The 17,584-nt window shown below is 69.2% G+C and carries 24 protein-coding genes; 8 read left to right on the top strand and 16 right to left on the bottom strand.

Translation table 11 applies throughout. The annotated features are described in order from the left end of the window. Positions 1-56: 56 nt before the first annotated feature. Entirely contained in the window at positions 57-242 is a 186-nt protein-coding gene (locus AC1DMQ_RS18635; protein ID WP_035080297.1) for a DUF3553 domain-containing protein, read from the bottom strand. 65 nt (positions 243-307) lie between these two features. Here AC1DMQ_RS18635 and chpT point away from each other — a divergent pair, with 65 nt between their 5' ends. The 3 genes from chpT (at position 308) to AC1DMQ_RS18620 (ending at position 2,256) form a co-directional block, all read left to right on the top strand. Continuing rightward, positions 308-985 (top strand): histidine phosphotransferase ChpT, encoded by a 678-nt coding sequence (gene chpT / locus AC1DMQ_RS18630; RefSeq protein WP_477035048.1) that lies wholly within the window; start codon positions 308-310, stop codon positions 983-985. An 84-nt stretch (positions 986-1,069) separates the two neighbouring features. After that, positions 1,070-1,447: a response regulator gene (locus AC1DMQ_RS18625; RefSeq protein ID WP_477035047.1), complete on the top strand. Its 378-nt coding sequence runs from the start codon at positions 1,070-1,072 to the stop codon at positions 1,445-1,447. Next, complete coding sequence (locus AC1DMQ_RS18620) at positions 1,444-2,256, top strand: CheR family methyltransferase (RefSeq protein WP_477035046.1); 813 nt, start codon at positions 1,444-1,446, stop codon at positions 2,254-2,256. The genes AC1DMQ_RS18625 and AC1DMQ_RS18620 overlap by 4 nt, the downstream gene beginning before the upstream one ends. A gap of 15 nt (positions 2,257-2,271) precedes the next feature. On the opposite strand, the gene AC1DMQ_RS18615 is transcribed toward AC1DMQ_RS18620, so the two are convergent. From AC1DMQ_RS18615 to nepR, 5 genes are all read right to left on the bottom strand, one after another. Then, the gene (locus AC1DMQ_RS18615; protein WP_477035045.1) at positions 2,272-3,333 is read right to left on the bottom strand and encodes a hypothetical protein; all 1,062 of its coding nucleotides are present in this window, start codon (positions 3,331-3,333) and stop codon (positions 2,272-2,274) included. A 279-nt stretch (positions 3,334-3,612) separates the two neighbouring features. Then, entirely contained in the window at positions 3,613-3,747 is a 135-nt protein-coding gene (locus AC1DMQ_RS18610; RefSeq protein WP_422182087.1) for an entericidin A/B family lipoprotein, read from the bottom strand. Positions 3,748-3,815: 68 nt separating this feature from the next. Then, positions 3,816-5,528, bottom strand: a complete 1,713-nt coding sequence (gene phyK / locus AC1DMQ_RS18605) for a sensor histidine kinase PhyK (protein ID WP_477035044.1) — start codon at positions 5,526-5,528, stop codon at positions 3,816-3,818. Continuing rightward, positions 5,525-6,130: a sigma-70 family RNA polymerase sigma factor gene (locus AC1DMQ_RS18600; protein WP_028040105.1), complete on the bottom strand. Its 606-nt coding sequence runs from the start codon at positions 6,128-6,130 to the stop codon at positions 5,525-5,527. The genes phyK and AC1DMQ_RS18600 overlap by 4 nt, the downstream gene beginning before the upstream one ends. 2 nt (positions 6,131-6,132) lie before the next feature. Then, entirely contained in the window at positions 6,133-6,318 is a 186-nt protein-coding gene (nepR, locus tag AC1DMQ_RS18595; protein ID WP_477035106.1) for an anti-sigma T factor NepR, read from the bottom strand. Positions 6,319-6,563: 245 nt separating this feature from the next. Between nepR and phyR the strand changes: the two genes are divergently transcribed. Then, positions 6,564-7,364, top strand: coding sequence for an anti-anti sigma factor/receiver protein PhyR (phyR, locus tag AC1DMQ_RS18590; RefSeq protein ID WP_477035043.1), 801 nt, complete (start codon positions 6,564-6,566; stop codon positions 7,362-7,364). A gap of 87 nt (positions 7,365-7,451) precedes the next feature. Here the strand turns inward: phyR and AC1DMQ_RS18585 are convergent, their stop codons facing one another. The 4 genes from AC1DMQ_RS18585 to AC1DMQ_RS18570 form a co-directional block, all read right to left on the bottom strand. Continuing rightward, entirely contained in the window at positions 7,452-7,703 is a 252-nt protein-coding gene (locus tag AC1DMQ_RS18585; RefSeq protein WP_477035042.1) for a hypothetical protein, read from the bottom strand. A 12-nt stretch (positions 7,704-7,715) separates the two neighbouring features. Then, positions 7,716-7,925, bottom strand: coding sequence for a hypothetical protein (locus AC1DMQ_RS18580; protein ID WP_477035041.1), 210 nt, complete (start codon positions 7,923-7,925; stop codon positions 7,716-7,718). Between the two features lie 324 nt (positions 7,926-8,249). Next, the gene (locus AC1DMQ_RS18575; protein WP_477035040.1) at positions 8,250-8,717 is read right to left on the bottom strand and encodes an OmpA family protein; all 468 of its coding nucleotides are present in this window, start codon (positions 8,715-8,717) and stop codon (positions 8,250-8,252) included. A gap of 85 nt (positions 8,718-8,802) precedes the next feature. Continuing rightward, a complete protein-coding gene (locus AC1DMQ_RS18570; RefSeq protein ID WP_477035039.1) occupies positions 8,803-9,144 on the bottom strand; it encodes a YMGG-like glycine zipper-containing protein in 342 nt (113 codons plus the stop codon). Positions 9,145-9,279: 135 nt separating this feature from the next. Here AC1DMQ_RS18570 and AC1DMQ_RS18565 point away from each other — a divergent pair, with 135 nt between their 5' ends. Both AC1DMQ_RS18565 and AC1DMQ_RS18560 read left to right on the top strand, forming a co-directional pair. Further along, the gene (locus AC1DMQ_RS18565; RefSeq protein WP_477035038.1) at positions 9,280-10,140 is read left to right on the top strand and encodes a diacylglycerol/lipid kinase family protein; all 861 of its coding nucleotides are present in this window, start codon (positions 9,280-9,282) and stop codon (positions 10,138-10,140) included. Next, positions 10,137-10,988, top strand: a complete 852-nt coding sequence (locus AC1DMQ_RS18560) for a metallophosphoesterase family protein (protein WP_477035037.1) — start codon at positions 10,137-10,139, stop codon at positions 10,986-10,988. Before AC1DMQ_RS18565 ends, AC1DMQ_RS18560 begins: the two co-directional genes overlap by 4 nt. A gap of 9 nt (positions 10,989-10,997) precedes the next feature. Here AC1DMQ_RS18560 and AC1DMQ_RS18555 read toward each other — a convergent pair whose 3' ends face one another. From AC1DMQ_RS18555 to AC1DMQ_RS18545, 3 genes are all read right to left on the bottom strand, one after another. Continuing rightward, a complete protein-coding gene (locus tag AC1DMQ_RS18555; protein WP_477035036.1) occupies positions 10,998-11,615 on the bottom strand; it encodes a superoxide dismutase in 618 nt (205 codons plus the stop codon). Positions 11,616-11,715: 100 nt separating this feature from the next. After that, positions 11,716-12,111: a hypothetical protein gene (locus tag AC1DMQ_RS18550; protein WP_477035035.1), complete on the bottom strand. Its 396-nt coding sequence runs from the start codon at positions 12,109-12,111 to the stop codon at positions 11,716-11,718. Next, on the bottom strand, positions 12,108-12,494 hold the full coding sequence (locus AC1DMQ_RS18545; protein ID WP_477035034.1) for a hypothetical protein: 387 nt from the start codon (positions 12,492-12,494) through the stop codon (positions 12,108-12,110). Before AC1DMQ_RS18545 ends, AC1DMQ_RS18550 begins: the two co-directional genes overlap by 4 nt. A 208-nt stretch (positions 12,495-12,702) precedes the next feature. Between AC1DMQ_RS18545 and AC1DMQ_RS18540 the strand changes: the two genes are divergently transcribed. Continuing rightward, the gene (locus AC1DMQ_RS18540) at positions 12,703-14,616 is read left to right on the top strand and encodes an HWE histidine kinase domain-containing protein (RefSeq protein WP_477035033.1); all 1,914 of its coding nucleotides are present in this window, start codon (positions 12,703-12,705) and stop codon (positions 14,614-14,616) included. A gap of 143 nt (positions 14,617-14,759) precedes the next feature. On the opposite strand, the gene AC1DMQ_RS18535 is transcribed toward AC1DMQ_RS18540, so the two are convergent. Both AC1DMQ_RS18535 and AC1DMQ_RS18530 read right to left on the bottom strand, forming a co-directional pair. Further along, a complete protein-coding gene (locus AC1DMQ_RS18535; protein WP_477035032.1) occupies positions 14,760-15,173 on the bottom strand; it encodes a GFA family protein in 414 nt (137 codons plus the stop codon). After that, on the bottom strand, positions 15,173-16,369 hold the full coding sequence (locus tag AC1DMQ_RS18530; protein WP_477035031.1) for a CaiB/BaiF CoA transferase family protein: 1,197 nt from the start codon (positions 16,367-16,369) through the stop codon (positions 15,173-15,175). The genes AC1DMQ_RS18535 and AC1DMQ_RS18530 overlap by 1 nt, the downstream gene beginning before the upstream one ends. A gap of 121 nt (positions 16,370-16,490) precedes the next feature. Between AC1DMQ_RS18530 and AC1DMQ_RS18525 the strand changes: the two genes are divergently transcribed. Continuing rightward, positions 16,491-17,090, top strand: a complete 600-nt coding sequence (locus AC1DMQ_RS18525) for a DUF4142 domain-containing protein (RefSeq protein ID WP_477035030.1) — start codon at positions 16,491-16,493, stop codon at positions 17,088-17,090. A 42-nt stretch (positions 17,091-17,132) separates the two neighbouring features. Here AC1DMQ_RS18525 and AC1DMQ_RS18520 read toward each other — a convergent pair whose 3' ends face one another. Continuing rightward, entirely contained in the window at positions 17,133-17,558 is a 426-nt protein-coding gene (locus AC1DMQ_RS18520) for a PaaI family thioesterase (protein ID WP_477035029.1), read from the bottom strand. Positions 17,559-17,584: the final 26 nt, after the last annotated feature.

Below are 17,584 nucleotides of genomic sequence, written 5' to 3'. Positions count from 1 at the left end.
AGCATGGGCGAGCCCATGCTCTGCTTCCTTTTGGTTCTGAGGGTCGTAGCCTTCGGCTAGGACCCTCGGGGATCGTCGCCGACGAACAGCAGGGTGACGCGCGTCGCGTCCACCGTCTGCTTGCCGGCGTCTTCGAAATTGACGGTCACGCGATGGCCGATCACCGACTGCACCTGGCCCAGACCCCAGTCGGGCTGGTCGGGATGGCGCACGAGGACGCCCGGCTCGAGAAACGGATCCATGACGCGCCCCTGATACGGCGCTGGCAGCGTTTGCCAAAGTCCCAAATCACGCCAAAGATCGCGCCATGACCGACGCCGACGCTCCCACCCCCGCCACCGACGCTCCCGAGCTGAACGTCAATGGCCCCGACTTCGCCGCCCTGGTGGCCGCCCGCCTCTGTCACGACTTCATCAGCCCGGCCAGCGCCATCGTCTCGGGCCTGGACCTGCTGGAGGACCCCTCCGCCCAGGACATGCGCGAGGACGCCATGAGCCTGATCGCGTCCAGCGCCCGCAAGCTGGCCGACCTGCTTCAGTTCACGCGCGTCGCATTCGGCGCCTCGGCCTCGGCCGAGAACTTCGACTCCCGCGAGCTGGAAAAGCTGGCCCAGGGCGTGTTCGCCCATGTGCGCCCGACGATGGACTGGGCCATCCCGCCGTCGACCATGAACAAGGCCAGCGCCCGCGCCATCCTCAACATCGCCCAGATCGCCGCCAGCGCCCTGCCGGCCGGCGGCAAGGCGACGCTGCGGGCCGTGGTCGCCGACGACCGGGTGGCGATCACCGCCGACGCCGTCGGTCCCCGCGCCCGTCTTCGTCCCGAGGTCCTGGCGGGACTGAAGGGCGAGGCCCTGGCCGAGGGCCTGGGCGGCCCGTGGGTGCAGGCGGCTTATCTGACCGCCCTGGTCCGCGCGGCCGGCGGACAGGTCGGCGTCGAGCTGGGCGAAGACCAGGTCACCCTGGCGGCCTGGGTCCCGGCCTGAACTTTTCCGGGGGATAAAACCCCGAAGATCGCGATCACCGTCACCGCTCCTTAACTCCCTCCGCCGCAAGGTGAGGGGATTGTATTGGAGCGTGCCGTGAAGACCTGTCTCGTCGTCGACGACAGCCGGGTGATCCGCAAAGTCGCCCGGCGCGTCCTGGAAGACATAGGCTTCGAGATCGCCGAGGCCGCCGATGGCGTGGAAGCCCTGGCCTGGTGCCGGGCGGCGATGCCCGACGCCGTGCTCCTGGACTGGAACATGCCGGTGATGAACGGGATCGAGTTCCTGCGCCACCTGCGCCAGGAACCGGGCGGCGAAGGCCCGACCGTGGTCTTCTGCACCGTCGAGAACAAGATCGAGGCCATCCGCGAGGCGCTGGACGCCGGCGCCGACGAGTACATCATGAAGCCGTTCGACGGCGACATCATCGCGGCGAAGTTCGCCGAGGCGGGCCTGCTGTGACGCCCGAGGACATGGACCTGCTGGCCGCCCTGGCCCGCCAGCGCGCCGGTCTGCGGATCGAGAGCGACAAGGCCTATCTGGTCGAGAGCCGGCTCAATCCCCTGGCCCGCCGCGAAGGCTTCGACTCGATCGAGGCGATGATCGCCGCCCTGCGCGCCCATCGCGAGGACCGCCTGATCTGGGCCGTCGTCGAGGCCCTGACCCTGAACGAGACCGCGTTCTTCCGCGACCGCGAGGTCTTCGCCCAGCTGCGCGACGAACTGCTGCCGACCCTGTCGAAGCTAGTGCGCAAGCGGCCGATCCGCATCTGGAGCGCCGCCTGCTCGACCGGCCAGGAGGTCTATTCCCTGGCCATGACCGCCGAAGAGTCCCGCGACATCGCGCCCGGGGCCCGGTTCGAATTCTTCGGCTCCGACCTTTCCGACCGTTGCCTGGAGAAGGCCCAGAGCGGCCTCTACACCCAGTTCGAGGTGCAGCGCGGCCTGCCGATCCGTGCGCTGGTCAAGCACTTCGAGAACCAGGACGAGATGTGGGCGATCAGCCCGCGCATCCGCCAGTCCGTGCGCTGGCGGCGGATCAACCTGCTGGCCGACCTGTCCTCGATGGGCAAGTTCGACGTCATCCTGCTGCGCAACGTCCTGCCTGGCCTGGATCCCAGCGTGCACGGCCGGGTGATCGAAAGCCTGGCGGCCCGGCTGGAGGACGACGGCGTGCTGCTGGTCGGCAGCGGCGAGTCCCTGGAGGGCGTCACCGGCGCCGTGCGGGCGATCGCCGGACGATCGGGCCTGTTCACCCGCGCCGCGGCCTGACGCTTCCAGGCCGGTTCAGGCCTGAGCCGTTCCCAGCTTCGCGCCTTGCTCGCGCCAGAACGCCAGCATCCGATCCCAGGCCGTCGCGGGCTCGCGCTCGGGCAGCGCCTTGACCAGCTTGCGATAGAGCGTCTGGACCGGTCCCGGCGCCGTCAGCGTCGCGGAGAGGTCCAGGGCCTCGATCATCGCCACGGCTTCCTTGCGGTAGTCGACCGGCAGCCTGCCGGCATGCGGCGCGGGCGTGCGGCAGTCGCTGAAGTCCAGCTTCACCCCGGTCAGCACCTCGATCGCCGTGGCCATGGTGCGGGCGTATTCAGGGTCCGCGCCCAGCCGGTCCACGTCGACAACCAGGTCGGCGCGCGGCAGGGCCGCCACATAGGACAGCACATAGACGGCCAGGAAGGCGGCGAACGACACGCGGGCCGGCGCGCGTTTCAGCCGCTTGCGCACGGCCTGGATGCGCTCGAACAGGTCGCCCTTGGCCGCCGTCAGCCCCAGCCGCCGGGCCCCGGCCTCGCCGCCCGCGGTCTCGGACAGGATCACGTACTGGCAGAGCTCGAAATAGGTCGGCCGGGGCCGCTTGCGCAGCGAATAGAACGACCGCCACTGCTGCACGGGATCGCGGATCAGCACGATGTGGGTGCCGCCGAACCGCCGCCGCAGCCAACCGATCCGGCCCAGGGTCCGGCAGCAGGCCAGCACCGGTGTGCGATCCTCGCGCCGCGCCGCCTCGATCAGGGTCTCGACATAGGCGGCCTGGCCCGGATCCTCGTGATCGGCCGGCAGGAAATAGTCGTCCAGAGCCAGGCGGGTCTCGAAACCGTGGACGCCGCCGTCCTGCCGCAGCAGGCCGGAAAATTCTGACAGGTAGGGCAGGCCTTCGTTCGGATGGCGCAGACCGCTGGTGGACGGCCGCTCCCGTTCGATCCACTCCGGCGTCAACCGCGCCAGCTGCTCGTGCCAAGGCTCGTAATAGGCCATCACCTCGGGAAGGGCGCGGAAGCGATGCCAGACGTAGGTGCTGGAGCATCGCCAGCCGCTATGGACGAAGATCGGCGCGGAGGAAGGACGCGGCAATTTGAGATCACACCCGTGGAACAGACGACCACAGGCTGAAGCCCCGGCGTGGCTGGCGGATATCGGTTCGGGCTGGATTGGGGCGAGATTTGTAACCGGTGCGCCACCGGTGAAATCGATTGTTACGAAGGATGGCCCGGATTTACCGGATCGTCTTCAAATTGCATCTTTGAAACAAAACCTAGGATGGATTTCACGGAATCCTGGGCACGAAAAAGCCCGCCGATCGGAAATCGGCGGGCTCGATCGAAGGTCCGGCGAACCGGACTCCGGAATGGACTACTTGGCGTCCTTGGCGGTGTCGCTGACGGCGCCGCCGACCGACGAGACGTCCTTGCCGGCGCCTTCGACGGTGTTGCAGGCGGCGACGCTGAGGCTGGCGGCGATCGCGGCCAGAATGATGAGCTTGCGCATGGGTCTTCTCCGGTGATCGCCCCAAATGGGCGTCTAGGTGTTGCCCCTCTTGAACGTGGACGGCGCAGCTAGGTTCCGGTGATGGCGGGCTCGGCCGGCGGGACCAATGGCGTCGGGAAGATCAGGCGCACCAGGAGGCCGCCGGCCGGCGAGGTGTCGAACAGCAGCTTGCCGCGCAACTGACGGGCGAAGGCGGTCATCAGGGTTCGACCCACGCCCTCGACCGGACCCTTGGGCGCGCCGGGACCGTCGTCGCCGATCGCCAGCTCGGCTTCCTCGCCGCGCACGAAGAACTCGACCGTCAGCGTGCCGCCGCGTTCGGCCAGGGCATGCTTCTGGGCGTTGGTGATGGCCTCGACCGCGAACAGGGCCAGGGGCGCCAGGCGGTCGGGATCGATGACCAGCGGGTCGGCGTGGACCTCGGTGCGGATCGGCCCGCCGGTCGACATGTCGCCGGCCAGCAGCAGGGCGGTCAGCTCCTCAAGGAACGGGCGCAGGTCCACGCGCTTGAGGTCCGGGCCCTGGTAGAGCGCGCGGTAGATCTGGGCCAGGGCGGTGATCCGCTGGCGGGTGTCGTTCAGGGCGGTGCGGGCGGCGGGATCGGTCAGGGCCCGTTGCTGCATGTTCAGCAGGCTGGAGATGATCTGCAGGTTGTTCTTCACCCGGTGATGGATCTCGCGCATCAGCGCGTCCTTCTCGCCCAGGCTGTCGCGCAGCGAGGCGTCGCGGGCGACGATGGCGGCGGCCATGTCGTCGAGCGTGGCGGCCAGTTCGCGGATCTCGGGCGGGGCGCGCTCGGCCTGCAGCGGCCGCACGGTGAACCGCCCCCGGGCGTAGATTGCCGCGACCCGGCGCAGATAGACGATCCAGCGGATCACCGCCTGTTCAGTGGCGTAGACCACCGCCGCCAAGGCCAGGACGAAGGCCAGCAGCGGGGCCAGCAGGCGCAGCATCGGGTTCAGCCACGCCCAGGACGCCAGGCCCGGGGCCTTGGCCGACAGGATGACGAACACCTCCTCGCCGACCAGGGGCGCGGCCGAGAAGTCGCGGGGGCGATCGTCGGCGTCGCGCCCCGACCACAGGGCCGAGCCGTTCTTGATGGTCTGGTCGCGCCAGGCCGTGGACGGCGTGCCGAACGCCCGCCGGTTGGTCGCCGCGAAGACGTGGCCCTCGGAATCGGCCAGGGCCACCTCGGCGCCGCCCGGCAGGTAGCGGTTGGCGGTTTCGGGCTGGATGGTCGACAGGGTCAGCACGGCGGCCATGGCCCCGTCGAAGCGGCCGTCGCGCTTTTCGGCCCGCACCGCCGTCAGGACCGCGGGCTCGTCGGCGTAGTCGACGCCGGGAATGCTGGCCACGACCATGTGCGATCCGGCGGCCAGGCGCTGGAACCAGCGGCGATTGGCGCGCGTGGCGTCGGGCGGCGTGGTGGCGGCCGCGCAGGACACCCGGCCATAGGCGTCGAAGCGGATCAGGTTGGCGTAGCCCGGCAGGCGTTGCTTCACGGTGTCCAGGCGTTGGGTGCATTCCAGCCCGACCGAGCCCGGACCCAGGGTCTGGAGCAGGACGCCGGCCGCCTCGATGCGGGCGCGGGCGATCGCGGCGCTGCGGCCGGCGGCCAGCTCCAGGCTCTGGCGACGCGAGTCGGCCTCGGCCTTGAACGCGAACACCGATTGCAGGACGCCGAGGATCAGGACGGGCAAGAGCGCGAGGAACAGCGCGCCCGCCAGTCGAACCCGGATGGACCCGACCGCCCCGGCGCCTCGCCCTAGAAGAGACTTCACCGCAGGGTGCTCAGTCTCTCCGCGTCGGCCAGGATGGCGTACATGGCGTCGCCGGCGGCGGCGCCGTCGCGGTCATAGGCGCCGGCCTCGAGAATCGCCTGCAGGGCTCGCCGCGCCCGGCTCACCCGGCTCTTCACCGTGCCCACGGCGCAGCCGCAGATCTCGGCCGCCTCTTCGTAGGCGAAGCCGCCGGCTCCGACCAGGATCAGGGCTTCGCGCTGTTCGGGCGGCAGCATGGCCAGACTGAGCCGCAGCTCGTCCAGGGCCACAGGCGCCTCGGGATCATCGACCGCCACCAGGGTGCGTTCGGCCGCTTCCTGGTCGAGCTGGCTCTGACGCCAGGACCGGCGCTTTTCCGAATAGAACTGGTTGCGCAGGATCATGAAGGTCCAGGCCTTCATGTTGGTGCCCAGCTGGAAGCTGGCGCGGGCGTCCCAGGCCTTCATCATGGCGTCCTGCGCCAGGTCGTCGGCCGCGGTGGGATCGCCCGTCAGGGTTCTGGCGAAGGCCCGCAGATGCGGGATGAGCGTGACGAGTTCCTTCTTGAAGGTCCCATCACGGGCCGGATCGAACGGTGACCGGCCGACTTGCGCTTCGCTCATGCTCAACGCTCTCCCGAAGGCTTTTCGGCCCTGCGCAGGATGTCTAGAAATTCGTCCGGAACCGGCTCGTTCACGACCTCGTCGAACATTTGACGAAGCTTGACGCCGATAGCCTGCTGACGGAGCCGCGCTTCATCCAGCGCGGCCGCCCCTTTGCGGTGATCTTCCATGGGTACGTGTTCGATCATGTCCTCGACGCCGACAAAGCGCAGCGCCCGCCCCCTTTGGCCGAATGAGAGTACGCCGGATGACAACGTCGGATTCCCTATGGGGTTCCACAAGCTTGGGCATATGATGGCAAAATTCTTCTGACTTCGGAACCTGCCATGGAACCGGCGCCCAGGGGTCGCGTTTATGTTCGGATGGCCGCACGGCGTAGCTTCACCGCACCGTAGGCTTTTTTGTATCCGAAGACACTCACACGGGAGGGGTCATGAGTCTTCTTGCCCGGCTGGCGCCGCATTTGCCTTACGTTCGTCGCTATGCCCGCGCCCTGACCGGCGACCAGACCACTGGCGACCATTATGTCCGTGTCGCGCTCGAGGCCCTGGCGGCCGGCGAGCGGTCGCTGGACGCCAATCTGTCGCCGCGCGTCGCCTTGTATCGCGTTTTCCACGCCATCTGGCTGTCCTCGGGCGCCCAGCTCGAAGCGCGCCGCGACGACTCGATCAATCCGGCCGATGACGCCTCGCAGCGTCTGATGCGGATCGCGCCGCGCTCGCGCCAGGCGTTCCTGCTCACCGCCCTGGAAGGCTTCACCCCGACCGAAGCCTCGCAGATCCTCGACTGCGACTTCGCCGAGGTCGAGCGCCTGATCGCCGAAGCCCAGAGCGAGATCGACGCCGAACTGGCCACCGAGGTCCTGATCATCGAGGACGAACCGGTGATCGCGGCCGATATCGAAGCCCTGGTTCGTGAACTGGGACATGACGTGATCGACATCGCCGCCACCCGCGGCGAGGCGGTCGACGCGGTGACCCGTCGCACGCCCGGCCTGGTGCTGGCCGACATCCAGCTGGCCGACGGCTCGTCGGGCATCGACGCGGTCAAGGACATCCTGGCTCGTCTCGACGTGCCGGTGATCTTCATCACCGCCTTCCCCGAGCGCCTGCTGACCGGCGAGCGACCGGAACCGACCTTCCTGATCACCAAGCCCTTCCAGCCCGAAACGGTGAAGGCGGCGATCGGCCAGGCGCTGTTCTTCCACCCGCGCCGGACCCAGAAGGCCGCCTGAAGTCTCGTCAGGTTCTGAAACGATCAAGGCCCCGGTTCTCACCGGGGCCTTTTTCTTGTGCGCTGTGTCAGGGGTCGCGAAACCAGGCTAGCCGGCGGGCGTCTGCTTCACCGGCGCCTGCTCGGTCGAATAGCGTTCGGCTTCCTGCGTGCTCTTGGCGCCGTTGTTGTGCTCGACACCGGCCAGGTCGCCGGAACGCAGGCCCCAGGCTCCGAACAGCGCCGCCGCGGCCAAGACGGTCGAGATGATCAGCACCCAGAAAACGTGCTTGCCCCAGCGGCCCTGGCGGGCGCGGGTCGCGTTGACGGCGGGGTGATGTTGTTCGAGATCGGCGGGCATGGGAGGGCCTCCTTATCGGGCGGCGGAATAGGCCCCCGCGTACGGCGTCGCCGCACCGCTGGGCGCCAGGTTGTCGTTGAAATGCTGGAGAACGCCCGCCGAAGCCGCCACCGCGGCGATCACCGCCAAGGCGGTCAGGCGGTTGCGACGGGCCTTCTCCCGGCGCGTCGGCGCGTTTTCGAAGGCCAGTCCACCATGCTCGGCTTGATAGGTGCGGATCACGACGTTAGCTCCCCAGTCCAAGGCCACGCGGCCTTCGGGAAATCAACGTTTCGTGCCCGGCGGCGTTCCCTTCGGACTTGACCGTGAGGCGTCCACGCGACGGGTCGGAAAAATAATCGCGGAAAAGGCGAAAAAAGTTTCGCCGGGCGGGAACCGCCTTGGGGAAGCGACGTTTTCGAATTGCGGAGGCGGCGACGCCCCCCCGACTTGAGGCTGGTGAAAGCCAGCCTGCTGCCTCCGCACCCCTCTTCCAGCCCTCCGAGGCGGACCCGATCGGGCCCGCCTTTTTTAATGCCCGCAAGGGAGCCGAGGGGTGGGGTCTGGCTAGCGCAGCTTTCCGTCGAGATCGAACCGGATGTCGGTGCGCCGCCGCAGAGGACGGTTCTCGCCGTCGCTGGTCATCGCGCCCGCGTCCCCGGCCGCGCCGACGTCGAACTCCACGTTGCCGTAGCCCATCTTGCCCATCGTCTTCATCACCACGTCGGCCCGTTGCTTGGACAGCGCCAGATTGGCGCCGGGCGCGCCCACGGCGTCGGCCAGGCCGATCACCCTCACCGAGGCGACCTTGCAGCCCGTGGCCAGGGCGTCGGCGCTCTTGAGCACCGAGCGCGCCTCGTTGGTCAGCTTGGCCGACTGGCTCTCGAAATAGATCTGGACCGAGAAGTCCTCGCAGCTCGGCGCCGTCTGCACGATCTGGGAGCGCGACTTGGGCCAGGGATTAGTCGTCGTGCATCCCGCAGCCAGGGCGCCCACAGCCACCGCGCCGACAATCGCCAATCCGATTTTCTTCATCGCTTGCCCTCTCTGACGTCACGGCGCGCAAAAGGCGGCCGACACGTGTCGACCGCCTTTACGAAGATTTCAGGTCAGGCCCGACTTAACGGGGGCTGCCGTCTTCCCAGTAGTAACGACCGCTGCGCGAGTCGTAGTAGTAATACCGTCCGGCTCGCTCGTCATAGTACTGACGGCGATTGACGTTGGTCGCGCCGCAGCCGCCGTCCTCGCGGCAGCCCTTCACGGCGCCGACGGTGCCGCCCAGGGCCGCGCCGACCAGGGCGCCGGTGCTGGCGCTGCCGCCGCCGACATTGTTGCCGACCACGGCGCCCGCCAGGGCGCCCAGGGCCGCGCCGCCCGCGGCGTTACGTTCGGTGTTACCGGTGGCGGTGCAAGCGCTGGCCAGCACGCCGACGCCCAAGAGGGCGATCAAGGTCTTGTTCATCGTGGCTCTCCGTTCGAGCTTGTCCCAAGCAGGCAAACGGCCGCCTCCGCCAACGGTTCCGGGAACCCCCGGCCAAGCGCCGCCGTTTGTCGTCTCGAACCTTCCCGCGCCCGTTCGCGCCTCTTGGAATTTCGCATGCGTGTGGAAGTCGTCACCAACATCGCCTCCGGCTCGGTCGGCAAGGACGCTCCGGCCCAGGCCGAGGCCATACTGGCCGAGCACGGCGTCACGGGGCGGGTCCACGCCCCCAGCGAGGGCGAGCTGAACGCCTGCCTGCGCGACGCCCTGGACGCCAAGCCCGACGCCATACTGGTGGTGGCCGGCGACGGCACCGCCCGGGCGGCCGCCGAGATGGCCGGCCCTAACGGTCCGATGATCGCGCCGCTGCCGGGCGGCACCATGAACATGCTGCCCCACGCCCTCTATGGAGCCGTTCCCTGGCCCGAGGCCATGGCCAGCTGCCTGAAGGACGGCCAGGAGCGGATGATCTCGGGCGGCGAGATCAACGGCCGCCTGTTCTTCGTCGCCGCCATCCTGGGCAGCCCCGCCCTCTGGGCCGAGGCCCGGGAAGCGGCGCGGGCCGGCCGCGCCGACCTGGCGCTGATGCGCGCCCAGCGGGCCCTGCGGCGGGCCTTCTCCAGCCGCCTTCGCTATGTGCTGGACGGCCGCCCCAAGGGCAAGACCGAGGCGCTGAGCCTCATGTGTCCCTTGGTCTCCGCCGAACTGCACGAGGACGAACAGGCCCTGGAAGCCGCCGCTCTCGATCCGGTCAGCGCCCTCGACATCTTCCGCCTGGGGGTCAACACCGTGACCGGCAACTGGCGCAACGACCCGTCGGTGATCGTCGGCCGCTGCCGGATCGGCAAGGTCTGGGCCGGCGGCCGGATCCCGGCCATCCTCGACGGCGAGCCGGTGCGCCTGGACGACACGGTCAGCATCCGCTTCCGCCCCAAGGCCTTCCGCGCCCTGGTGCCGCCTCCGGTTTCCGCCAAATGAAGCCGCTTAAACTGGTTCAGGTGTCCGACATCCATTTCGGCGGCGAGCACAAGGCCGCCGTCGAGGCGGCCGTCGAGCGCATCCACGCCGAGGCGCCCGACCTGGTGATCGCCGCCGGCGACCTGACCAAGGACGGCAAGGTCGAGGAGTTCGACGCCGTCCAGGCCTGGCTGGACCGCCTGCCCCAGCCGCGCATCGTCACGCCGGGCAATCACGACACCCCCTTCGTCGGCCCGCGCGAAATCCTGACCCGGCTTGTCTCGCCGTGGCGGCGGTACGAAGATCGGTTCGGCGAGCGGATGAACAGCGACTGGGACGACCCGCGCGCCACGGTCGTCACCCTCAACTCGGCCCGCGCCTTCCAGCTGCGGCTGAACTGGTCCAAGGGCGCGGTGTCGCGCCGGCAGGTCCGCGACGTCTGCGCCGACCTGAAGCAGGCCGCGCCCGACGCCCTGAAGATCGTGGTCTGCCACCATCCCCTGATCGAGATGATCGGCGGCCCGATGACCGCCAAGGTGCACGGCGGCACGGCGGCCGCCCAGGCCTTCTCGCAGGCCGGGGTCGACCTGGTGCTGACCGGCCATATCCACGCGCCGTTCGTCCACCCCTACCCGTTCGCGGACGGCTGCACCCAGGCGGTGGGGTCGGGAACCCTGTCGGTGCGCGAGCGCGGCGTGCCGCCCAGCTTCAACGTGATCGAGGTCGACGACGTCGACATCCGCATCACCGCCCTGGCCTTCGAGCGGACGGAGTTCGTCACCTGGCGGACCTGGTCGGTCCCGCGCCGCTGCGTGCCCAAAGGCCCAAACGAAAACGGCGCGACCGAGGTCGCGCCGCTCAAGGTCTAGAACCGAGCCTTAGACGGGTTCGGGATAGGTCCAGGCCGCGCCCTGGCCCTTGGCCGCGGCGAACTGGGCGTCGGCGAACGCCCAGTTGGGCAGGACGTCGAACCAGGCTTCCAGGAAGCCCTTCCGGTTGTTCTGGTGGTCCAGATAGTAGGCGTGCTCCCAGACATCGCAGACCAGCAGCGGGGTGATGCCGTCCTTGGTCAGGGTGTCGTCCGCGTCGTGGGTCGACAGGATCACCAGCTTGCCGCCTTGCACGGCCAGCCAGACCCAGCCCGAACCGAAGTGGCCGACGCCTTCGGCGACGAACTTCTCCTTCAGGCCGGCCAGGTCGCCGAACGCTTCGGTGATGGCGGCGGTCAGCTCGGCCGAGGGGCCGGCCTTGTCGGCGCTCATGCACTCCCAGAAGAACGCATGGTTCCAGGCCTGGGCGGCGTTGTTGAACACCTTGCCGGGACCGGCTTCCTTGATCACGGCTTCCAGCGGACGCTTGTCGCCTTCCGGCAGCAGGCCGTTCAGCGCGTTCACATAGGCCGCATGGTGCTTGTCATGGTGGAAATGAAGCGTGTTGGCCGAGATCGTCGGCTCCAGGGCTTCATAGGCGTAGGGGAGGTCGGGGAGTTTGAACATGATGGCTCCAGGGCAAAACGCCCCCGGAAGATGGGCGGGGAGGCCCAGAAAACCAGAGGCGGGAAAGGCTCGTCTTGTCGTTTAACGCTAGCGCGCTCGTCTATCGCGGCGGGGGCTTCTGCGAATCCAGCAAGGCCTTGGCGACGATCGCGGCCAGGGCCGGATTGCGGAAGGCGATGATCCCGGCCGCCAACCCTGCCCCGACGGTCAGGATCGGGCGATCCTTGACCATCTCGATGGCCTTTTCGGCGAAGGCGAAGGCGTCCGGCGCCGGCGCCGGACGGGTCCTTTCCTCGGCCTTGAGGGCGGCCACCAGGCCTGCGATCCCGACGATCGCCGCGGCCACCGCCGCGACCACCGCCGCCGCGCCGGCCGAACCGAGATGGGGCGCCAGCACCGCGAACAGCGCGAAGGCGGCGGAGACCACGCTCACAGCAGCGGCCGCGGCGATCGCCGCGGCCGCTGCCAGGGTCGTCAGAGTCTTGCCGAAGATCACTTGTCGCGGCCGCTACGGTTTCCGGCCAGCAGCAGGCCCAGCAGAACGCCGACGCCGAGGCCGGCCAGGGTGGCGGTGATCGGCCGCTCGCGAACGCGCTCGCTGACATAGCGGCCGGCTTCGTCGACCTGTTGGCTGGCCGTGTCGGTGTAGGTGCGGCTCTGGGCGCGCAGGGTTTCGAGGCCCTGGGTCAGCGACGCTTCGATGCGCTTGGCGGCGTCGGACAGGTTGGCCTTCGCCGAGGCGGCGGCCTCGCTGAGGTTGCTGCGGGCGGCGCTGGCGGCTTCGCCGAAGCTGCGCTCGGCGTGATCGAGGGCCGCGCCGGCGTTCGACGAGGCCTTGCTTGCTTCATTCAAGGCGGGGTTCAGGCTGTTGTCGGGCATGAGAATCTCCGGTTCGCGGCTCGGTTCTTGTTGGGGGCGGGCAGCGCGAAGCTGCGCCCGCACAACGCAATGCCGAGGCGACAAGTTCCATTGTAGCCTCAAGGCTGGAGCTTCACCACAGGCGATCTTCACCGCGCCTCGCAAAGGATCGGCGGGCGCCGCTTTTATCGATCTCGCGCCATGCGCGAACCCGGTCTATGGTCGAATCATGGACGATGCGGGCGGAACGCTGGCAGATGATCAGGAGGCGCGCCGGCTGCGCGCCCTCGACGCCCTTCGCGCCTTCGACGGCGACCCGGCCGACCCCCGGTTCGACCGGATCGTCCGCCTTGCCTCACGTCTGTTCGGCGCCCCGCGGGCGGCCATTCGCCTGATCGGCAAGGATCGTGTCTGGCTGAAAGCCAAGGTGGGCTTCGACCATGTCGAGGAACCTCGCCCCGCCGGCATCGCCGAACGTCTGCGCGAAAGCGGCGTCGTCTCGCATCCCGACCTGGCCGGAGCTCCCGACCAGACCCTGCGCCCCTGGTGCGCCGACAGCCGCTTCTTCGCCTGCGCGCCGCTGAAGACCGCGTCGGGCGAGATCGTCGGCCTGCTGACCGTCGAGGATCCCCTCCCCCGGGAAGGCGTCGACATCGGACTGGCCGACGCCCTGGCAGACCTCGCCGCCCTGGCGATGGAAGAGCTGCTGCATGACGCCGAGACGGCTCGCAACGTCGCCGAGCGCACGCTGGACAGCGAACGCATCGCCCTGGCCCTGCACGCCGCCAACCTCGGCGAGTTCGTCTGGGACATCGTCGCCGACACCGTCCGGGTCAGCGCGCGGATGGCCAGCATCACCGAGCTTCCCGAAGGCGTCGCGCCGGCCCAGGGCGGCGACGCCCTCTACGCCTTCGTCCACCCCGACGAGCGCGAGGCGATCCGCGCCGAAGTCGAGGCCCAGTTGCAGACCCAGGGCCGCTACGAGGTCGAGTTCCGGCGGGTGTCGTCCGATCCGCACCGGGTGGTCTGGAACAGCGTCGCCGGCCTGCTGGTGAAGGACGCCGGCGGCGAGCCGCTGCGGCTGATCGGCGTGGTCCAGGACATCACCGCCCGCAAGGACGCCGACGACCAGCGCGAGAACCTGCTCACCGAGCTGGACCACCGCATCAAGAACATCCTGGCCGCCGTGCAGTCGGTGGCCGGCCAGTCGGCCCGCAAGGCCTCGTCGCTGGACGGCTTCCTCAAGGCCTTCAACGGCCGGCTCAAGGCGATGAGCTCGGCCCACGACCTGCTGAGCGCGGCCCGCTGGCGCGGCGCGACCCTGGCGCGGATCGCGGCGGCCGAGCTGGGCGGCCTGGCGCCGAACCAGACCCGCTGGGACGGGCCGGAGCTGTTCCTGACCCCCCGCGCCGCGGCGGCCCTGTCGCTGACACTGCACGAACTGGCCGTCAACGCGGTCAAGTACGGGTCGCTGTCGGTCGAGAGCGGCCGGGTCGAGGTGGTCTGGCGCGTGGCCCCCGGCGGCGGTTTCAATCTCGAATGGCTGGAGACCGGCGGGCCGATGACCTCGCCGCCGGACAAGCGCGGCTTCGGCATGACCCTGATCGAGGACGTGGTCGGCCGCGAACTGGGCGGGCGGGCGACCGTCGAATACAAGCGCAGCGGCGTCACGGCGATGATCCACGCCGCCGCCGACGCCCTGGTCGACGAACCCGAGCCGGAACCGGTCGAGGCCCCCGACGCCCGCATCGTCGAGACCGTGGGCGGCGGCGAGGACAGCTTCAGGTCCGGCGACATCGCGGGCCTGAAGGTGCTGATCGTCGAGGACTCGCTGCTGCTGGCCATGGAGCTGGAGGCGGGGCTGGAGGATTCCGGCGTCGAGGTGGTGGGCTGCGCGGCCGAGCTGGCAGAGGCCCTGCAGATGCTGGAGCTGACGTTCGACGCCGCCGTCCTGGACGCCGACCTCAACGGCCAGTCGGTGGCGCCGGTCGCCGAGGTGCTGCGCCGCGAGGGCCGGCCGTTCGTGTTCGCCACCGGCTACGCCGACAAGGCCGCCCCGATGGGCTTCGACGCCCCGATCGTGAGAAAGCCCTACAACGTCCACCAGATCGCCCGGGCGTTGGCCTCGGTGACGGGGCGCTAGAACTTCCCGAGCTTGGTGCGGCTAGCACTTGCCCCCTACGGGCCTTCGGCCCTCTTCACCCAGAGGGGGAAGAGGACGCCGTACGGCCGCTGTGGGGGCGGACAGATGGCAAAGCCGTCAGGTGGGGGAAGTGGTGCGCCGCCCTAACCCGGCAGCCCCTCGAACGCCTCCAGCCCCTCCGGGATCACCGCCCAGTCCGGCCGGCCCTTCACGAAGATCGCCACGGTCGGTCGGAAGGCCGACGGATCGTCCAGCGACCCCGCGTAGATCGTGTGGGAGTCCGTCTCGCCCACCGGCCCGCCGAACACCAGGCTGGCGCAGGTGGGACAGCTGTTGCGCACCGCGTCGCTGCCTCGCGCCGATACGCACACGAAAGTCTTGGTGGGGGCGCTGAACGTCAGGTCGGCGGCGGCGAAGGCCATGAACGGGATGAAGCCCGAGCCGGACGCCTTGCGGCAGTCGGCGCAATAGCAATGGCCCATGTAGAGCGGCTCGCCCCGCGCCTCGTAGCGCAGCGCCCCGCAGAGACAGCCGCCGGTGTAGATCTTCCCGTTCATCACACCACCCCCTTGGCCCGCAGGCCCGCGATCGTCTCGTCCGACAGCTTGACCACGTCGCGCAGCACCACGTCGGTGTGCTCACCCAGGGCCGGCCCCGGCCAGCGGACCCCGCCGGGCGTGTCGGACAGCTTCGGAAACGCGTTCTGCATCTTCACCGTGCCGAACACCGGGTGGGCGACCTCGACGATCGACTCGCGGGCGGCGAACTGCGGGTCCTTCAGCATGTCGGGCGCGCGATAGACCCGGCCGACGGCCAGGCCCGCGTCCTCCAGCAGCGGCAGCAGCTCCTCGATGTCGTGCTCGACCGTCCACCCGGCGATCGTGGCGTCCAGCTGCAGCTGGCTTTGTCCTCTTGCCGCATGATCGCGGTAGCGCTCGTCGGTCGCCAGCTCGGGCCGGCCCATGGCGTCGCACAGCCGCTTGAACAGGGTGTCCTGGTTGGCGCCGATCAGGATCAGCTCGCCGCTGCGGGTGGGATAGACGTTGGACGGCGCGATGCCGGGCAGGATCGCGCCGGACCGCTCGCGCACATAGCCCGACAGGTCGTATTCGGTGATCAGGTTCTCCATCACCGTCAGCACGCTTTCGTAGATCGCCGCGTCGACCACCTGGCCCTTGCCGGTGGCGTGGCGGTTGTGGATGGCCATCATCACGCCGAGAGCTGCGTTGAGGCCGGCCAGGCTGTCGCCGATCGAGATCCCCGCCCTCGCCGGAGGCCGATCGGGCTCGCCGGTGATGTGGCGCAGGCCGCCCATGGCCTCGCCGATCAGGGCGTAGCCCGCGCGGTGCGAATAGGGACCGGTCTGGCCGAACCCGGAGACCCGGGCCATCACCAGGCCGGGATTGGTCCTGGCCAGATCCTCGTACCCCATGCCCCACTTCTCTAGCGTGCCGGGCCGGAAGTTCTCGACCACCACGTCGGCGGTGTCGATCAGGGCGCGGGCGATGTCGCGGCCCTCGGGCGCGCGCAGGTCCAGCGTCACCGAGGTCTTGTTGCGGCCGATCACCGGCCACCAGGGCGAGTGGCCCTTGGGCTTGGTTCGGCCCCACTGGCGCATCGGATCGCCGGCCTTGGGATCCTCCAGCTTGATGACCTCGGCGCCGAAATCGCCCAGCACCTGGCCGCAGAACGGGCCCGCGATCAGCGAGCCCATTTCGATGACCCGCAGGCCGTTCAGCGGCGCGTCGGCCATGCGTTTCTCTCCCCAGGGTCACGGAACCATCACGGCTGCGTGAAGTTGATTAGGCCTCTGAGGCGCAAGCGCGGCGCCCGAACGATCAACGTTCTAGAAAAACGCGCAGGGAAAGAAAGCCATGACTCGTAAGCTTCTCATCGTCGGCGCCGCCATCGCCGCCCTCAGCGTCGCCGCCTGCGGCCAGAAAACCGACGAGACCAAGGGCGCCGCCACCCCGGCCGAACAGGCCGCCACCCCGGACGCCAACCCGTCGGCCACCGTTCCGACCCCGTCGGACGAAACCAAGGCCGCCACCTTCGTCGAGAAGGCCGCCGCCACCGACATGTACGAAATCGAGGCCGCCAAGGTCGCCGCAAAGCGCTCGACCAACGCCGAGGTGAAGAAGTTCGCCGCGATGATGGAAAAGGCCCACACCAAGACCACAGAGGACCTGAAGGCCGCCATCGCCGCCTCGGGCGCCGCCCTGACCCCGCCGACCGCCCTGCCGGCCGACCTGCAGGACAAGCTGGACGACCTGAACAAGGCCAGCAACGAGGACTTCGACAAGACCTATGCCGACGACCAGGTCGACGTCCACCAGGCGGCCCTGAACCTGATGCAGCGCTACGCCCAGGACGGCGACACCGTTGCCATCAAGGCCTTCGCCGCCGCCACGGCCCCGGCCGTGCAGGAACACTTGAACGAAGCCGAAGGCCTGAAGAAGGGCTTCGTCCACTAACCAGGACCGGATCGGAGCGCGCCCCGGCGCGCTCCGTCTCTCTCACGGGATCGCGTAGGCGACCGTCGCCTTGGCGGCGGCTCGCTCGCGCGATTCCGACCAGATCAGCACGTCGACCGTCGCGATCCGCCGGCCCAGCTTGAGCAGCGTCCCCTCGGCGTAGAGCTCGCCCGGCTTGGCGCCGCGCAGGAAGTGGATTGTCAGCGAGGTGGTCACCGCCATGGCCACCTCGCCGATATGGGCCAGGATCACGGCGTAGGCCGCGGTGTCGGCCATGGCCATCTGGGTCGGTCCCGAGATCAGCCCGCCCGGCCGCAGCGCGCGGCTGGCGAAAGCCTGGCGCACCAGCACTCGACCGGGCTCGGCCTCCAGCACCTGCGGAAGCAGCGGCCCCGCCTCTGGAAAGGCCTTCGACAGGAAGGCGTTCAACTGGTCCGCGTCGAGCTTCAGCTCCGTCTCTTCGGCCATGTCGCCTCCCCGCTTCTGCAGCGCCC

Source organism: Caulobacter sp. 05L422, from assembly GCF_056397765.1.
Note: the sequence above shows the minus strand (reverse complement) of the source record. Positions and strands in the feature narration are given on the sequence as shown.

Excerpts from the sequence above, each read along its gene's own strand:
- AC1DMQ_RS18635 (WP_035080297.1), bottom strand. The coding sequence starts at position 242 with ATGGATCCGTTTCTCGAGCCGGGCGTCCTCGTGCGCCATCCCGACCAG.
- chpT (WP_477035048.1), top strand. The coding sequence starts at position 308 with ATGACCGACGCCGACGCTCCCACCCCCGCCACCGACGCTCCCGAGCTG.
- AC1DMQ_RS18610 (WP_422182087.1), bottom strand. The coding sequence starts at position 3,747 with ATGCGCAAGCTCATCATTCTGGCCGCGATCGCCGCCAGCCTCAGCGTC.
- AC1DMQ_RS18600 (WP_028040105.1), bottom strand. The coding sequence starts at position 6,130 with ATGAGCGAAGCGCAAGTCGGCCGGTCACCGTTCGATCCGGCCCGTGAT.
- nepR (WP_477035106.1), bottom strand. The coding sequence starts at position 6,318 with ATGATCGAACACGTACCCATGGAAGATCACCGCAAAGGGGCGGCCGCG.
- phyR (WP_477035043.1), top strand. The coding sequence starts at position 6,564 with ATGAGTCTTCTTGCCCGGCTGGCGCCGCATTTGCCTTACGTTCGTCGC.
- AC1DMQ_RS18585 (WP_477035042.1), bottom strand. The coding sequence starts at position 7,703 with ATGCCCGCCGATCTCGAACAACATCACCCCGCCGTCAACGCGACCCGC.
- AC1DMQ_RS18575 (WP_477035040.1), bottom strand. The coding sequence starts at position 8,717 with ATGAAGAAAATCGGATTGGCGATTGTCGGCGCGGTGGCTGTGGGCGCC.
- AC1DMQ_RS18570 (WP_477035039.1), bottom strand. The coding sequence starts at position 9,144 with ATGAACAAGACCTTGATCGCCCTCTTGGGCGTCGGCGTGCTGGCCAGC.
- AC1DMQ_RS18565 (WP_477035038.1), top strand. The coding sequence starts at position 9,280 with ATGCGTGTGGAAGTCGTCACCAACATCGCCTCCGGCTCGGTCGGCAAG.
- AC1DMQ_RS18560 (WP_477035037.1), top strand. The coding sequence starts at position 10,137 with ATGAAGCCGCTTAAACTGGTTCAGGTGTCCGACATCCATTTCGGCGGC.
- AC1DMQ_RS18555 (WP_477035036.1), bottom strand. The coding sequence starts at position 11,615 with ATGTTCAAACTCCCCGACCTCCCCTACGCCTATGAAGCCCTGGAGCCG.
- AC1DMQ_RS18545 (WP_477035034.1), bottom strand. The coding sequence starts at position 12,494 with ATGCCCGACAACAGCCTGAACCCCGCCTTGAATGAAGCAAGCAAGGCC.
- AC1DMQ_RS18540 (WP_477035033.1), top strand. The coding sequence starts at position 12,703 with ATGGACGATGCGGGCGGAACGCTGGCAGATGATCAGGAGGCGCGCCGG.
- AC1DMQ_RS18535 (WP_477035032.1), bottom strand. The coding sequence starts at position 15,173 with ATGAACGGGAAGATCTACACCGGCGGCTGTCTCTGCGGGGCGCTGCGC.
- AC1DMQ_RS18530 (WP_477035031.1), bottom strand. The coding sequence starts at position 16,369 with ATGGCCGACGCGCCGCTGAACGGCCTGCGGGTCATCGAAATGGGCTCG.
- AC1DMQ_RS18525 (WP_477035030.1), top strand. The coding sequence starts at position 16,491 with ATGACTCGTAAGCTTCTCATCGTCGGCGCCGCCATCGCCGCCCTCAGC.
- AC1DMQ_RS18520 (WP_477035029.1), bottom strand. The coding sequence starts at position 17,558 with ATGGCCGAAGAGACGGAGCTGAAGCTCGACGCGGACCAGTTGAACGCC.